Genomic DNA, 14282 nt, shown 5'->3' with positions numbered 1-14282 from the left:
GCCTGTGAGACGCTCTTTGGCAGTGAATCCGATGACATCTTCCGACACGGCGACCGCGCTCAGCTGGCTTGACGAGGCCGCGGATGTGCGCGCGGCCGCGGGCCTGCATCGCACGTTGGTGCCGCGTGCCGCCGAGAGCGACCTGCTGAACCTGGCGTCCAACGACTATCTCGGGCTGTCCCGCGAACCGTCGGTGATCGCGGGCGCCCGGGACGCTCTGGAGCGCTGGGGCGGCGGCGCCACGTCGTCGCGGCTCGTGACGGGTACCACCACGTTGCACGCCGAACTCGAGGCCGACCTCGCGGCTTTTCTGGAGTACGAGGCTGCGCTCGTGTTCTCGTCCGGGTATCTGGGGAACGTGGGGGCCGTCTCGGCGCTCATGGGACGTGGTGACCTGATAGTCAGCGACGGTGGCGCGCACGCGTCGTTGATCGACGGATGTCGCCTGTCGCGCGCACGTGTCGTGGTGGTCGATCGCGGTGACCACGACGCAGTGCGGCGCGAGCTCGGCGAGCGGACCGAAGAGCGCGCCATGGTGGTCACCGACTCCGTGTACTCCATCGACGGTGCCATCGCCCCGGTGACGCGCCTGTATGCCGCCGCCCGCGACCACAACGCCGTCCTGCTCGTGGACGAGGCGCACGCGCTGGGTATCCGCGGTGCCGGTGGGCGCGGCGTCCTGCACGAGGCGGGACTGTCCGGAGCCCCTGACCTCGTTGCGACCGCGGTGCTGTCGAAGTCGCTGGGCTCTCAGGGGGGAGTGGTGCTCGGCTCGGCAGCAGTCCGCGATCACCTCATCGACCGGGCCCGGAGTTTCATCTTCGACACCGGGCTCGCGCCGGCGGCTGTCGGCGCCGCGCAGGCGGCGTTGACCCTGTTGCGGCATCGCCCCGAACTCGCGGTCCGTGTGCGGTCGAATGCCGCGCGCCTCGCTCAACTGTGTGGCGGAGAAGTTCCGGAGGCCGCTGTGGTGTCGATCGTCCTCGGCGATCCGGCCCGCGCTCTCGACGCGGCCCAGCGTTGCCGGGACCGTGGAGTCCTCGTCGGCTGTTTCCGGCCGCCCTCGGTCCCGCCGGGCACGTCACGACTGCGGCTCACGGTTCGCGCCGACCTCACAGACGACGACATCACGAACGTGGCCGAGGTGGTCAACTCCGTGCTCGCCGAGATCTGACATGGCTCCCGCCGACCGTGCCGAAACTCCCGCCGACCGTGCCGAAACAGGCGTGAGCGCGGCCACGTCATGAGGATCGTGGTCACCGGCACCTCTACGGACGTCGGCAAAACGGTCGCCACCGCGGCACTCGCGGCCGCGGCGATCGGCCGCGGAGCCTCGGTTGCCGTCTGCAAACCGGCGCAGACCGGGGTGGGGCCGGGCGAGCCCGGGGACATCGCCGACGTGCGTCGGCTGGCCGGGGTTGAAGCGACCGCCGAGAGTTTTCGCTACCGGGACCCATTGGCGCCGGACCGCGCCGCCCGTCGGGAGGGCGCACCCTTCGTCGACCTCGCGACAGTCCTGTCCGCGACGGCAGAGTTCGATGATCACGACCTGACATTGGTCGAAGGTGCAGGCGGAGCACTGGTGCGGCTGGCTCCCGACCTCACGATCCTCGATGTGGCGGCGGGCCTGGACGCCCCGTTGCTGGTGGTCGCCGCCGCAGGGCTCGGCACCTTGAACCACACCGAGCTGACCGTTCGCGCCATCGGCGCTGCCGGCCTCGACTGTGCCGGCATCGTCATCGGTTCCTGGCCCGACGAACCCGATCTCGCGCAGCGCTGCAATCTGGAGGACCTACCGCTGGTCACCGGTGTGCCGATCGTCGGCCGGATCCCGGCAGGCGCGGGCGGTTTCGATCGGCAGCGCTTCGGTGCGCAGGCACAGCGATGGTTCGACGCCGATTGGTTGTCGCGGCTTGTGGTGCACCCCAAGTCCGCCGACCCAGGTGATAGGGCACACTAGGACCGCAAAGTGTCATGACGAGAGGGAGGCCCAACGTGACCCAGGCGCCAGTACGCACGGACATTCTCGATGTTGCGCGTGAGCAGGTGTTGGAACGCGGTGAGGGTTTGAGCCAGGATCAGGTGCTGCAGATCTTGCAGTTGTCCGATGACCGGTTGACGGACCTGCTGCAGCTCGCGCACGACGTGCGGATGAAGCACTGCGGGCCTGAGGTCGAGGTGGAAGGCATCATCTCCCTCAAGACCGGTGGTTGTCCCGAGGATTGCCATTTCTGCTCGCAGTCAGGGCTGTTCGCCTCGCCGGTGCGCAGCGCGTGGATCGATATCCCGGCGTTGGTGGAGGCGGCCAAGCAGACTGCGAAGTCGGGTGCGACGGAGTTTTGCATCGTGGCGGCGGTGCGTGGGCCGGACAAGCGTCTGATGGCTCAGGTTGCGGCCGGTATCGAGGCGATTCGTGCTGAGGTCGACATCCAGATCGCGTGCAGTTTGGGGATGTTGACGCAGGAGCAGGTCGACGAGCTCAAGGCGATGGGGGTGCATCGCTACAACCACAACCTGGAGACCGCACGCTCACATTTCCCGAACGTTGTCACCACGCACAGCTGGGAAGAGCGTTTCGGCACGCTGAAGATGATCCGCGAAGCCGGCATGGAGGTCTGCTGTGGCGGCATCCTGGGCATGGGGGAAAGCCTGGAGCAGCGCGCGGAGTTCGCCGCGGATCTGGCAGCACTCGATCCCGATGAGGTGCCACTGAACTTTTTGAACCCGCGCCCGGGCACCCCGTTCGGGGACCTCGAGGTCTTGCCGGCCGCAGAGGCACTCAAGGCGGTGGCCGCGTTCCGATTGGCGTTGCCGCGCACCATCTTGCGTTTCGCCGGTGGCCGGGAGATCACCTTGGGTGACCTCGGCGCCAAGCAGGGCATCCTCGGTGGCATCAACGCGGTCATCGTCGGTAACTACCTGACCACCCTCGGTCGTCCGGCCGAGACGGATCTGGATCTGCTCGAAGAGTTGCAGATGCCGATCAAGGCACTCAACGACTCGATCTGAGCGTGAGCCCACTCGTGAGTGACATCCCGACACCGCTGGCTACACCGTTGGTGTTCGGGGTGTACACCGGGGTGAAACTCGATGTCGAAGACCCGCAGTCCATACCGCGCGCAGCGCAATTGGGGTTGGAGCCGCCGCGCTATTGCGGTCAATGCGGACGGCGGATGGTGGTACAGGTGCGCCCCGACGGCTGGTCCGCCCGCTGTACGCGGCACGGTACCGTCGATTCCGTGGAGCTGACACAACGTTGATGAGCAGTGGCCGGTCCGGGCTGTTCGCCGTCGTGGGCGTGGCGGCGACCGGGATCATCTGGGGCATTGTCTGGGCCCTGCTCACACCGGGCATCGAAGGGCGGGTCGTCGAGGGCGGCCGGGCGGTCGCCATCGGCGATGCGACGGCCGAGTTCGGCGCGATCGCGCGATTCTTCTGCCTTGCCCTTGCTGCGGGTGTCGTCCTGGCCATCGTGTTCTGGTACCCGCCCGCGCTGCGCGGCCCCCTCGGAGTGGTCGGGTTGTCGGCCGGCGCAGTTGCGGCGGGAATTGTCGCGGTATGGGTGGGCGACGCTGTTGCGCGGCAACGTTTTCCAGGTCGGGATGGCGTTCCGGTAGGGGGTGAGTTCACCCAACCGCCCACTCTTCGGATCGATGGCGCACATCTCGACACATTGGGCGGGCTGAGCATGTCGTGGGTGTTGCTGGTGGTCGCGCCCCTCACCGCATTGGTGACGTACTTTCTGCTCGTGGTGATGAATCGAGAGGCCGATCTCGGCCACCCGACCTCGCTCACCGATGGTTCGACGGCCCTCGCTTCGACTCCCAGTGAGCCATCGCACAGCTGAGTGCCTTGCCGCGGCGATAGTTGTAGTTTCACAATAGTTAGGTGAACTCAACTACAGGCACGCTCAGTCCGCGCCGTAAGGTCGCGATCCTGGCGACCTGTTGCCTCAGTCTGCTGATCGTGTCGATGGACGCCACCATCGTCAACGTCGCCATCCCGTCCATCCGTAGCGATTTCGACGCAACCCCGTCCCAGCTGCAATGGGTCATCGATGTGTACACCCTGGTACTGGCGAGCCTGCTGTTGCTGTCGGGGACGATGGCGGATCGCTTCGGCCGACGTCGGATCTTCCAGATCGGGTTGGGTACCTTCGCGCTCGGATCGCTGTTGTGCAGTCTGGCGCCCGACGTCAAAGTGCTCATCGCCGCCCGGTTACTCCAGGCGGTCGGTGGGTCCATGCTCAATCCGGTCGCGATGTCGATCATCACGCAGACATTTCCCGGCCGCGTGGAGCGAGCGAGGGCAGTGGGTGTCTGGGGAGCGGTCGTCGGGATCTCGATGGCCCTCGGTCCGATCGTGGGTGGCCTGCTCATCGACTCCTTCAGCTGGGAGTCGGTGTTCTGGATCAACCTGCCGATCTGTCTGGTCGCCCTCGTCGCGACGGCGCTCGTCGTGCCCGAATCGAAGTCGGCGACGGTCCGGGGGCTCGATCCCATCGGGCAGGGACTGGCGATCGTCTTCATGGTCGGCATGATCGTTGGCTTGATCGAGGGGCCGGGATTGGGCTGGACCGATCCGCGCACCATCGCGATCTTCGCCGTCGCGATCGTGGCGTTCGCGGCCTTCTGCCGCTATGAATTACGCCGCGACGAACCGTTCATCGAGCTCCGGTTCTTCCGGAGTGTTCCGTTCGCGGCGGCGACGATCACCGGCGTGTTCGCCTTTGCCGCCTACGGCGCCTTCCTGTTCATGATGTCCATCTACCTGCAGAGCGTTCGCGACTACTCGCCGGTGCAGACCGGGCTGATGTTCCTTCCCATTGCTGCCGGGACCCTGGTGTTCTCACCACTGTCGGGGCGTCTGGTCGGCAAGTACGGGACGCGACCCTCGCTGGTGATCGCCGGATTGCTGCTGGCGGTGGCGTCGGCCACCCTGACCCGACTAGACCAATACACCCCCAACTGGCAACTGCTGGTGGTGTTCGGCGTGTTCGGTATCGGTTTCGGCATGGTCAATGCACCGATCACGACGGCCGCGGTCAGTGGGATGCCGCGAGATCGAGCCGGTGCCGCCTCGGCCATCGCGTCGACCAGCCGCCAGGTCGGGATCAGCCTGGGCGTCGCGTTGTCGGGAACGCTTGCCGGATCGGTGATCGCCGCAGATGCGAACTCAGCAGGCTCGGTGGGGGACATGGCTCCGCTGTGGTGGGTTGCGGTGGGGTTGGCCCTCGGCATCGCCGCACTCGGCTTCTACTCGACGACTGCGGCGTCGGCGCGCACCACGCGGCGGGTTGCCACGTTGTTCGCCGAATCGGACGAGGAGCCGATCATTCAACCCACCCTGACAGGGCGCGCTCGCGGGAGCACACATGAGTGACCGCCGAGACGAGGTCTGGCACGTGATGGCGTCGCTCGTGCACAGTAATCGCGATACCTGGCGCCGAGCAGTGATCGAACGAAGTGGACTGCCTTTCAGCAGGTTTCGGGTCCTGAGTAGGCTCGACGACGGCCCGCGCTCGGTCAAGGCGTTGGCGGCCGCGGCAACGCTCGACGCTCCTGCTGCCACCGTCGCCGTCAACGATCTCGCCGAGCGTGGACTGGTGGACAGAAAGGTCGACCCCGGCAATCGCCGGACGAAGATCGTGTCGCTGACCGGGTCCGGGCGTGAACTCCTCGATTCCGTCCGATCGATCGGTGACCCCGCGCCGTCGGCTTTCGAAGTTCTTACAGAGGAAGAACTCTCGACTCTGGCCGAACTGCTGGACAAGGTGACACAGGGGTCCAGTCGACGAGGAACGGTCGAGTGACGTAACCCCCTTCTGCTGTCGAGCGTGCCCTTCTGGACATCGACCGGGCCGTTACGTGCGTCGACCGGGCCGTTACGTGCGTCGACCGGGCTCTTGTGGACGTCGAGTGGGCCCCCGTCCGTTGCCGACAACGGCCGGGCTCGTGCTTGGTGCTCTCAACGGCACGTTCGGCGTCGGCAACGGCACGCTCGACGGCGGGAACGGCACGGTCGGCGCCTGGAAGGGCACGATCGGGATGGTCAGGGAGGCGGACGTAGCGTCGCGAACTCGTCGGTGATGCGTAGTCGATTGTCGGCGAACCGATACAACGCTGGGGGCCGTCCGCCGCTCGGTCCCGTTCGGCCAACCGTCCCGGTCGCGGTGATCACGCCGCGGCGCGACAGGATGCGCAACAGGTTCGTCGAATCGACCGGGTAACCCAGTGCAGCGCAATAGATATCGGACAAGGCCGACATCGAGAACTCGGGTGGCGCGAGCGCAAACGCGATGTTCGTATAGGACAGCTTCGCGGCGAGTCGTGATCGCGCCCGCTCGATGATCGTGCTGTGGTCAAAGCTGATCTGAGGCAGCAGTGACACCGGGTGCCAGCGTGTGTCGGGTGGCAGGTTCGGTCGCGAATCCGAGGGCACCATGCCGAGGTACGACGATGCGATCACCCGCGGACCGGGGACACGATCGGGCGCAGAGAACACGGTCAGCTGTTCGAGGTGGGCGACCTCTCGGACGTCGACCTTGTCTGCGAGTTGACGAAGCGCTGACGTTCTGAGGTCTTCGTCGGCACGAAGGTGTCCACCTGGCAGCGACCACGAACCGGCCTGCGGGTCATACGCGCGCTGCCACAGGAGCACCGAGAGTTGGGGGGCTTGGCCGAGGTGGTGTTCACGAACCTGGAACACGGCGCAGAGGACCTCGTGAAGGACACTCTGAGCGGGCATGGCTGCGAGTGTAGTGGCATAGTCGGCCCGCGCCTGACCAGCCGAGTTCCTGCCGGCGCGCTGTCGGGTGATCGCCCCCACACCGTCCAGTGCTACGATCGTGGCAGGTTTTCGATCTACAGTCGAAAACCCAGCCCAATCCCAGGCCGGCCGACGATTGACCGGCGCCACGAACAGGAGGTGGTTGTCATGACCACCACGTCACTCACGCTCGGGTCAACCGAACCCGCCTACACCGGGGTCGAGCCGACACCCGAATGGTTTGCCGAGATCAAAAGCCTCGCCAAGAAGCGCAACGCCACTCTGCTGGCCCACAACTATCAGTTGCCCGCCATTCAGGACGTCGCCGATCATGTGGGCGATTCCCTCGCCTTGTCGCGTATCGCGGCAGAGGCCGAGACCGACGAGATCATCTTCTGCGGCGTTCACTTCATGGCGGAGACCGCCAAGATCCTGAGCCCGGACAAGCGCGTCCTGATCCCGGACGAGCGGGCAGGCTGCTCACTCGCCGACTCGATCACCGCCGACGACCTGCGAGCGTGGAAAGCGGAGTACCCCGATGCGGTGGTCGTCTCGTACGTCAACACGACGGCCGAGGTGAAGGGTCTGACCGACATCTGCTGCACCTCGTCGAACGCAGTCGACGTCGTCAACTCGATCGATCCCGACAAAGAGGTGCTGTTCCTGCCGGACCAGTTCCTCGGTGCCCACGTCAAGCGCGTCACAGGTCGGCAGAACATGCAGATCTGGGCAGGCGAGTGCCACGTTCACGCCGGGATCAACGGCGACGAACTCACTGCCAAGTCGCAATCGCATCCCGACGCCGAACTGTATGTCCACCCCGAATGTGGTTGCGCCACGTCGGCTCTCTACCTCGCCGGTGAGGGTTTCGTTCCTGCCGACAAGGTGAAGATCCTCTCGACCGGAGGCATGCTCGACGCCGCGCGGGAGACAGGTGCGACACAGGTTCTCGTTGCGACCGAGGTCGGGATGCTGCATCAATTGCGCAAGGCTGCGCCGAACGTCGATTTCCAGGCCGTCAACGATCGCGCCTCGTGCCCCTACATGAAGATGATCACCCCGGCCGCACTGCTGCGCTGCCTGCGTGAGGGCAAAGACGAGGTCCACGTGGCACCCGATGTTGCTGCGCGGGCAAAGCTGAGTGTGCAGCGGATGATCGAGATCGGCACCCCCGGGACGGGGGAGTGACGGGCAACCCGGCCGGCTCTGCAGAGGTTGCGACCCTGATCGCGACCGCCCTCGACGAGGACCTGCGTTACGGACCCGACGTCACCACGGCCGCAACGGTTCCCGCCGGAGCGGTGGCGACTGCGGTGCTGTCGAGTCGTCAGCACGGTGTGCTGGCGGGCCTCGACGTGGCGCTCGAGGTCTTCGACGCCGTCGTCGGTTCTGGCGAGTACGAGGTACTCGACCGACTCGAGGACGGTGCCGAACTCGAACCCGGCACGGCGGTGGCCACTGTGCGCGGCCCGGTTGCCGGTTTACTCGTGGCCGAGCGCACGGCACTGAACCTGCTGTGCCACCTGTCCGGTATCGCGAGCGCCACGGCCCTCTGGGTCGCGGAGGTCTCCGATACGAAGGCGCAGATCCGGGACTCGCGAAAGACGTTGCCAGGCATGCGTTCACTGCAGAAGTACGCGGTGCGGTGCGGGGGCGGTCACAACCATCGCATGGGTCTCGGCGACGCCGCGCTGATCAAGGACAACCACGTCGCAGCGGCAGGATCGGTCACGGCGGCGCTGAACGCGGTGCGAGCGGCGGCACCCGACATCGCGTGTGAGGTCGAGGTCGACAGTCTCGAGCAACTCGACGAAGCCCTGGCGTTGGGCGCCGAACTCGTTCTGCTGGACAACTTTCCACTCTGGCAGACGCAGATGGCAGTGCAGCGCCGAAATGCGAAGTCTCCGTCGACGAAACTGGAGAGCTCCGGTGGGCTCACCATCGACGTCGCGCAGGATTACGCCAGGACCGGCGTCGAGTACCTGGCGGTCGGGGGTCTCACCCACTCGGTGACCGCCCTGGACGTCGGGTTCGACTGGGTCGGCGAGTAGCAGCAGACCGCGTTATTCCGCGTTGTGGCACATCTCGCAATCATTAGCCATGCTCATATGCGTATGTAGGCTTGACTTCGGCGGTTCCGCCCACCCCACCCGATTTTCGGAGGTAAGAACACGTGCCGACCATCAATGCCTACGCCGCGCCGTCTGCGAGCGAAGCTCTGGTTCCGACCACCATCGAGACGCGCGACGTGGGCCCGGCCGACGTACGCATCGCCATTGCGTATGCGGGCATCTGTCACAGCGACATCCACACAGCGCGCGACGAGTGGGGTGGCACCCGTTACCCCGTCGTACCTGGTCATGAGATCGCCGGCACCGTCTCCGAGATCGGTTCCGAGGTCACCAAGTACCAGGTCGGGGACCGGGTAGGCGTGGGATGTTTCGTCGACTCCTGCCGCGAATGTGAACCCTGCCTGCTGGGCCAGGAGCAGTACTGCGAGAAGGGGAATGTCGGCACCTACAACGCAATCGGTGCCGACGGAAAACCGACCACCGGAGGCTACGCCCAGGAAGTGGTGGTCGACGCCAACTACGTCCTGCGGATCCCTGACTCGCTGTCCCTCGACGTGGCGGCCCCACTGCTGTGCGCCGGCATCACCACCTACTCTCCTCTGCGCCATTGGGGTGCGGGCCCGGGTAAGCGCGTTGCCATCATCGGGCTCGGAGGTCTGGGACACTTGGGAGTCAAGATCGCCCATGCGATGGGTGCCGAGGTCAGTGTGATCTCGCAGTCGTTGAAAAAGATGGAAGACGGGCTCCGTCTCGGTGCGAGCAACTACTACGCCACCGACGATCCCGACACCTTCAAAGCACTTCGCGGCAAGTTCGACCTCATCCTCAACACCGTCTCGGCGAACTTCGACATCAACAAGTACATGTCGATGCTGGCCATCAACGGGACTCTCGTTGAACTCGGTCTGCCCGAGAAGCCAATCTCGGTACGGGCTTTCTCTCTGGTCGCGAACCGCCGCTCCCTCGCCGGTTCGATGATCGGCGGGATTGCCGAGACGCAGGAGATGCTCGACTTCTGCGCAGAACACAACATCGGTGCGGAGATCGAGGTCATCGCGGCCGATCAGATCAACGAAGCCTACGAGCGCGTCGTCGCCTCCGACGTCCGCTACCGCTTCGTCATCGACAACTCGACCTTGTAACCCCGATAGTGGGTCCTTGTGGCGAACAAAACCGCAGGTCGATTCCGCCACAACGACCCATCATCGGGATCGGCGGTCGTCGCGATCCCGGTCGGGAACCAGCGCGCCGAGCAGGAAGTTCACGATCGAGATGATGATCGAACCCCAGATCGCGGTCCAGAAGCCGTCGACGCTGAGTCCGAAGTCGGTGGTTTCGGTGACCCACGCCGTCAAGAGCAGCATCAGCGCATTGATGACCAGGGTGAACAGGCCGAGGGTCAGGATCAGCAGCGGCAGCGAGAGCAGCTGGACGATCGGTTTGATCGCGGTGTTCACGATGGTGAAGACCAGGGCGATGAACAGCACCACCAGGATCTGGGCAGCGGTGTCGCGACCGTCGGTGGCGATCGAGATGCCACCGACGAGCGCGGCGGCGATCCAGATGGCGACGGCATTGATGAGGAGTCGGGCAGCGAAGACCATGCGGAGAATCGTAGTGCCGTGGACCGCCGGTGAAAACGGCTGGCCGGACCGCATATCCTAGAGGTCAGTCCATGGCGAACTGTGGATCGTTCACCAATTGTCAGGAGTCAGTGTCCATGCTTGCCCGCACCGACCTACGCGGCGGCAATGCCACCACCGCGCAGCTGCGCCGGGCGTTGCCGCGCGGCGCCACCGATGTCGACACCGTCCTGGAGCAGGTCAGGCCGGTCATCGACGCGATCCGTGAGCGCGGTGCAGCCGCAGCCCTGGAGTACGGCCAGAAGTTCGACGGCGTCGCCCCTGACACGGTGCGGGTGCCGGCCGACCACATAGACCGGGCTCTCGCCGATGTCGCCCCCGACGTCCGTGCCGCGTTGACCGAGTCGATCGACCGGGCGCGGCGCGTGCATGCCGCCCAACGCCGCACCGACGTCACCACCGAGGTCAGTCCCGGTGGCACCGTCACCGAGCGGTGGATCCCGGTCAGCCGGGTCGGTCTCTACGTTCCCGGCGGCAACGCGGTCTACCCCTCGAGCGTGATCATGAATGTGGTGCCGGCGCAGGAGGCGGGCGTCGAGACCCTCGTCGTGTCCTCGCCGCCGCAGGCCCAGTTCGGCGGCTTGCCCCACCCGACGATCCTGGCGGCGTGTGCGCTCCTCGGGGTGACCGAGGTCTGGGCGGTTGGAGGCGCGCAGGCCGTGGCTTTGCTGACCTACGGCGGTACCGACACCGATGGCGCCGACCTCGAGCCGGTCGACCTCATCACCGGGCCCGGCAACATCTACGTCACCGCAGCAAAACGGCTGTGCCGCAGCGTGGTCGGTATCGATTCGGAGGCAGGTCCGACCGAGATCGCGATTCTGGCCGACGACTCCGCCAACCCGGTCAATGTCGCCGCCGACATGATCAGCCAGGCCGAACACGATGTGATGGCCGCGTCGGTCCTCGTCACCGACAGCGCGGCGCTGGCGGACGCAGTCGACGCCGAGATCGAGATCCAGGTGCAGCGGACCAAACACAGCGAGCGCGTCCGCGAGGCCCTCGGCGGTACGCAGTCCGGAATCATTTTGGTGGACAACGTCGATCAGGGTTTGCGGGTGGTGAACGCGTACGCTGCCGAGCACTTGGAGATCCAGACGAGAAACGCACCTGCCGTCGCCGCGCGGGTACACAGTGCGGGCGCCATCTTCGTGGGCGACTACTCGCCGGTCAGCCTCGGCGACTACTGCGCCGGTTCCAACCACGTTCTTCCCACCTCGGGTTCGGCGCGGCACAGTTCGGGCCTGTCGGTTCAGACGTTCCTCAAGGGTGTTCACATCATCGACTACGACGAGGCCGCTCTCAAAGAGGTCTCGGGTCACGTGCTGACCCTGGCCAGTGCCGAGGACCTGCCGGCTCACGGTGACGCGGTGCGGGTGCGCTTCGCAGGAGGCGCCGAGTGACGCCGGCCACGAGCCGGATCTCACTGGACGATCTCCCGCTGCGCGATTCGCTGAAGGGTCAATCACCCTACGGCGCACCGCAGCTCGACGTCCCGTTCCGGCTGAACACGAACGAGAACCCGCACCCGCCCTCGCAGGCGTTGATCGACGATGTCGCGGTGTCGGTGCGCGAGGCCGCCGCCCAGTTGCACCGATACCCGGACCGTGACGCCGTGGCACTGCGGACGGATCTGGCGAGGTATCTCACCGCGCGGACCGGCGTCGAATTGGGCGTCGAAAACCTGTGGGCTGCAAATGGATCCAACGAGATCCTGCAGCAGCTGCTGCAGGCGTTCGGCGGGCCGGGTCGCAGCGCGCTCGGGTTCGTCCCTTCCTACTCCATGCACCCGATCATCTCGACCGGTACCGATACCACCTGGATCGACGGTAAACGCAGCGCCGATTTCTCGTTCGATCTCGCAGGTGCGCTGTCCGCGATCGAAGAGCTGGCCCCCGACGTCGTGTTCCTCACCTCGCCGAACAACCCGACCGGCGGTTCGATCGCGCTCGACGACATGAGGGCGGTGGCCGCGGCGGCGCCGGGGATCGTGATCATCGACGAGGCCTACGGAGAGTTCTCCGCGGCGCCGAGTGCGGTCGAACTGATCGACGAGTTCCCCGCGACTGTCGTGGTGAGCCGGACGATGAGCAAGGCATTCGCTTTTGCCGGCGGCCGCCTCGGGTATCTCGCCGCGGACCCCGCGGTCATCGACGCCTTACTCCTGGTCCGTTTGCCGTATCACCTGTCGGTGGTCACCCAGGCTGCTGCCAGGGCCGCGTTGCGCCACGCCGACGACACCCTGGCCGGGGTCGCCGCCATCGTTGCCGAACGCGAGCGGGTCGTTGCCGCGCTGACCGGATACGGCTACGACGTCACCCCGTCCGACGCCAACTTCATCTTGTTCGGCCGGTTCGCCGACGCCACCGCGAGCTGGCAGCACTACCTCGACGGCGGGGTGTTGATCCGCGACATGCATATCGACGGACATCTGCGTGCGACGATCGGTTTGCCCGCCGAAAACGATGCCCTCCTCACGCGGAGCGCCGAACTCGCACGTACCGACCTGGTAGGAGAACTATGAGCAACTCGCCACGGGTGGCCCGGATCGAGCGGACCACGCGCGAATCCGCGATCACCGTCGAGATCAACCTCGATGGCACGGGCACCACCGACATCTCCACCGGCGTAGCGTTTTACGACCACATGCTGACCGCGTTCGGTGCGCACGGCAGCTTCGACCTCACCGTGGCGGCCAAGGGCGATGTCGAGATCGAGGCCCACCACACCGTCGAGGACACCGCGATCGTGCTCGGCCAGGCGATCCGGCAGGCCCTCGGCGACAAGAAGGGCATCCGGCGCTTCGGTGACGCCTGGATCCCGATGGACGAGACCCTGGCCCAGGCGATCGTGGACGTCTCCGGGCGCCCCTACTGCGTGTTCACCGGCGAGCCCGAGCACCTGCTGACCACCACCATCGGCGGCAACCCCGGGGTGCCGTACCACACGGTCATCAACAAACACGTCTTCGAGAGTCTTGCGATGAACGCGCAGATCGCGCTGCACGTGCGCACCCTGTACGGCCGCGATCCACACCACATCACCGAAGCGCAGTTCAAGGCCGTGGCCAGGGCGCTGCGCGCGGCAGTCGAACCCGACGCCAGGGTCTCCGGCGTGCCGTCGACAAAGGGGACGTTGTGAGCGCGGGCGACCGCACGGTCGCGATCCTCGACTACGGGTCCGGCAACCTGCGTTCCGCGCAGCGGGCGCTGGAGCGTACCGGCGCACAGGTGACGGTCACCTCGGAACCGAAGGTCGCGCTCGAGGCGGACGGGCTCGTCGTTCCCGGTGTCGGCGCCTACGCCACCTGCATGGCCGGCCTGCTCGAGGTCAAGGGCGACCGGATCATCGACGAGCGACTCGCCGGTGGTCGGCCGGTTCTCGGGATTTGCGTGGGCATGCAGATCCTGTTCGAGCGGGGCGTCGAGTTTGGGGTCGAGGCGGACGGCTGCGGCCAGTGGCCGGGTACGGTCACCGCACTACCTGCCCCGGTGCTGCCCCATATGGGCTGGAACACCGTCGAGAGTGAACCGGATTCGATCCTTTTCGAGGGAATGCCCGAGGATGAGCGGTTCTATTTTGTGCACTCCTACGCGGCGCAGAGCTGGGAGCTGGCCGCGGACGGACCTCTCAAGCCGGCGAAGCTGACCTGGTCGGAACACGGTGGCCGCTTCCTCGCGGCTGTCGAGAACGGTCCGCTGTCCGCGACCCAGTTCCATCCCGAGAAATCCGGCGACGCCGGCGCGCGGCTCTTGAGCAATTGGGTCCGGTCACTCGAATGAGCGCGATCGAGCCCACC

At 66.0% G+C, this 14282-nt stretch carries 16 protein-coding genes; 14 read left to right on the top strand and 2 right to left on the bottom strand.

All coding sequences use genetic code 11. The annotated features are described in order from the left end of the window. Positions 1–31: 31 nt before the first annotated feature. The 7 genes from BH683_RS14805 to BH683_RS14775 all read left to right on the top strand — a co-directional run bounded on the left by BH683_RS14805 (position 32) and on the right by BH683_RS14775 (position 5812). The gene (locus tag BH683_RS14805; RefSeq protein ID WP_084837132.1) at positions 32–1174 is read left to right on the top strand and encodes an 8-amino-7-oxononanoate synthase; all 1143 of its coding nucleotides are present in this window, start codon (positions 32–34) and stop codon (positions 1172–1174) included. A gap of 69 nt (positions 1175–1243) precedes the next feature. Further along, positions 1244–1960 (top strand): dethiobiotin synthase, encoded by a 717-nt coding sequence (bioD, locus tag BH683_RS14800; RefSeq protein ID WP_084837029.1) that lies wholly within the window; start codon positions 1244–1246, stop codon positions 1958–1960. 35 nt (positions 1961–1995) lie between these two features. Continuing rightward, on the top strand, positions 1996–3009 hold the full coding sequence (bioB, locus tag BH683_RS14795) for a biotin synthase BioB (protein ID WP_084837028.1): 1014 nt from the start codon (positions 1996–1998) through the stop codon (positions 3007–3009). 14 nt (positions 3010–3023) lie between these two features. Then, the gene (locus BH683_RS14790; protein ID WP_210405217.1) at positions 3024–3260 is read left to right on the top strand and encodes a hypothetical protein; all 237 of its coding nucleotides are present in this window, start codon (positions 3024–3026) and stop codon (positions 3258–3260) included. Next, entirely contained in the window at positions 3260–3847 is a 588-nt protein-coding gene (locus tag BH683_RS14785; protein WP_168187051.1) for a DUF2567 domain-containing protein, read from the top strand. Before BH683_RS14790 ends, BH683_RS14785 begins: the two co-directional genes overlap by 1 nt. Before the next feature lie 41 nt (positions 3848–3888). Beyond that, positions 3889–5382: an MFS transporter gene (locus BH683_RS14780; RefSeq protein ID WP_084837025.1), complete on the top strand. Its 1494-nt coding sequence runs from the start codon at positions 3889–3891 to the stop codon at positions 5380–5382. After that, positions 5375–5812: a MarR family winged helix-turn-helix transcriptional regulator gene (locus tag BH683_RS14775; protein WP_084837024.1), complete on the top strand. Its 438-nt coding sequence runs from the start codon at positions 5375–5377 to the stop codon at positions 5810–5812. The genes BH683_RS14780 and BH683_RS14775 overlap by 8 nt, the downstream gene beginning before the upstream one ends. Positions 5813–6051: 239 nt before the next feature. On the opposite strand, the gene BH683_RS14770 is transcribed toward BH683_RS14775, so the two are convergent. Then, positions 6052–6747 (bottom strand): NUDIX domain-containing protein, encoded by a 696-nt coding sequence (locus BH683_RS14770; protein ID WP_084837131.1) that lies wholly within the window; start codon positions 6745–6747, stop codon positions 6052–6054. A 189-nt stretch (positions 6748–6936) separates the two neighbouring features. Here BH683_RS14770 and nadA point away from each other — a divergent pair, with 189 nt between their 5' ends. The 3 genes from nadA (at position 6937) to BH683_RS14755 (ending at position 9982) form a co-directional block, all read left to right on the top strand. Continuing rightward, entirely contained in the window at positions 6937–7956 is a 1020-nt protein-coding gene (gene nadA, locus BH683_RS14765) for a quinolinate synthase NadA (protein WP_084837023.1), read from the top strand. Then, positions 7953–8819: a carboxylating nicotinate-nucleotide diphosphorylase gene (gene nadC, locus BH683_RS14760; protein WP_084837022.1), complete on the top strand. Its 867-nt coding sequence runs from the start codon at positions 7953–7955 to the stop codon at positions 8817–8819. Before nadA ends, nadC begins: the two co-directional genes overlap by 4 nt. A 122-nt stretch (positions 8820–8941) precedes the next feature. Next, on the top strand, positions 8942–9982 hold the full coding sequence (locus BH683_RS14755; protein ID WP_084837021.1) for an NAD(P)-dependent alcohol dehydrogenase: 1041 nt from the start codon (positions 8942–8944) through the stop codon (positions 9980–9982). Positions 9983–10042: 60 nt separating this feature from the next. On the opposite strand, the gene BH683_RS14750 is transcribed toward BH683_RS14755, so the two are convergent. Next, positions 10043–10444: a phage holin family protein gene (locus BH683_RS14750; RefSeq protein ID WP_084837020.1), complete on the bottom strand. Its 402-nt coding sequence runs from the start codon at positions 10442–10444 to the stop codon at positions 10043–10045. Between the two features lie 116 nt (positions 10445–10560). On the opposite strand from BH683_RS14750, the gene hisD reads away from it, so the two are divergent. From hisD to hisH, 4 genes are read left to right on the top strand one after another with little or no spacing between them, the layout of a single operon-like run. Then, the gene (hisD, locus tag BH683_RS14745; protein ID WP_084837019.1) at positions 10561–11886 is read left to right on the top strand and encodes a histidinol dehydrogenase; all 1326 of its coding nucleotides are present in this window, start codon (positions 10561–10563) and stop codon (positions 11884–11886) included. Further along, complete coding sequence (locus BH683_RS14740) at positions 11883–13007, top strand: histidinol-phosphate transaminase (protein ID WP_084837018.1); 1125 nt, start codon at positions 11883–11885, stop codon at positions 13005–13007. The genes hisD and BH683_RS14740 overlap by 4 nt, the downstream gene beginning before the upstream one ends. Beyond that, positions 13004–13624, top strand: a complete 621-nt coding sequence (gene hisB / locus BH683_RS14735; protein ID WP_084837017.1) for an imidazoleglycerol-phosphate dehydratase HisB — start codon at positions 13004–13006, stop codon at positions 13622–13624. The genes BH683_RS14740 and hisB overlap by 4 nt, the downstream gene beginning before the upstream one ends. Continuing rightward, the gene (hisH, locus tag BH683_RS14730) at positions 13621–14265 is read left to right on the top strand and encodes an imidazole glycerol phosphate synthase subunit HisH (protein ID WP_084837016.1); all 645 of its coding nucleotides are present in this window, start codon (positions 13621–13623) and stop codon (positions 14263–14265) included. Before hisB ends, hisH begins: the two co-directional genes overlap by 4 nt. Positions 14266–14282: the final 17 nt, after the last annotated feature.

It is taken from the genome of Williamsia sp. 1138 (assembly GCF_002095435.2).
Taxonomy (GTDB): Bacteria; Actinomycetota; Actinomycetes; order Mycobacteriales; family Mycobacteriaceae; genus Williamsia.
This window is presented reverse-complemented; position numbering and strand designations above follow the sequence as displayed.

Coding starts and splice junctions, on each gene's coding strand:
- BH683_RS14805 (WP_084837132.1), top strand. CDS start 32: ATGACATCTTCCGACACGGCGACCGCGCTCAGCTGGCTTGACGAGGCC.
- bioD (WP_084837029.1), top strand. CDS start 1,244: ATGAGGATCGTGGTCACCGGCACCTCTACGGACGTCGGCAAAACGGTC.
- BH683_RS14785 (WP_168187051.1), top strand. CDS start 3,260: ATGAGCAGTGGCCGGTCCGGGCTGTTCGCCGTCGTGGGCGTGGCGGCG.
- BH683_RS14775 (WP_084837024.1), top strand. CDS start 5,375: ATGAGTGACCGCCGAGACGAGGTCTGGCACGTGATGGCGTCGCTCGTG.
- BH683_RS14770 (WP_084837131.1), bottom strand. CDS start 6,747: ATGCCCGCTCAGAGTGTCCTTCACGAGGTCCTCTGCGCCGTGTTCCAG.
- nadA (WP_084837023.1), top strand. CDS start 6,937: ATGACCACCACGTCACTCACGCTCGGGTCAACCGAACCCGCCTACACC.
- BH683_RS14750 (WP_084837020.1), bottom strand. CDS start 10,444: ATGGTCTTCGCTGCCCGACTCCTCATCAATGCCGTCGCCATCTGGATC.
- hisD (WP_084837019.1), top strand. CDS start 10,561: ATGCTTGCCCGCACCGACCTACGCGGCGGCAATGCCACCACCGCGCAG.
- hisB (WP_084837017.1), top strand. CDS start 13,004: ATGAGCAACTCGCCACGGGTGGCCCGGATCGAGCGGACCACGCGCGAA.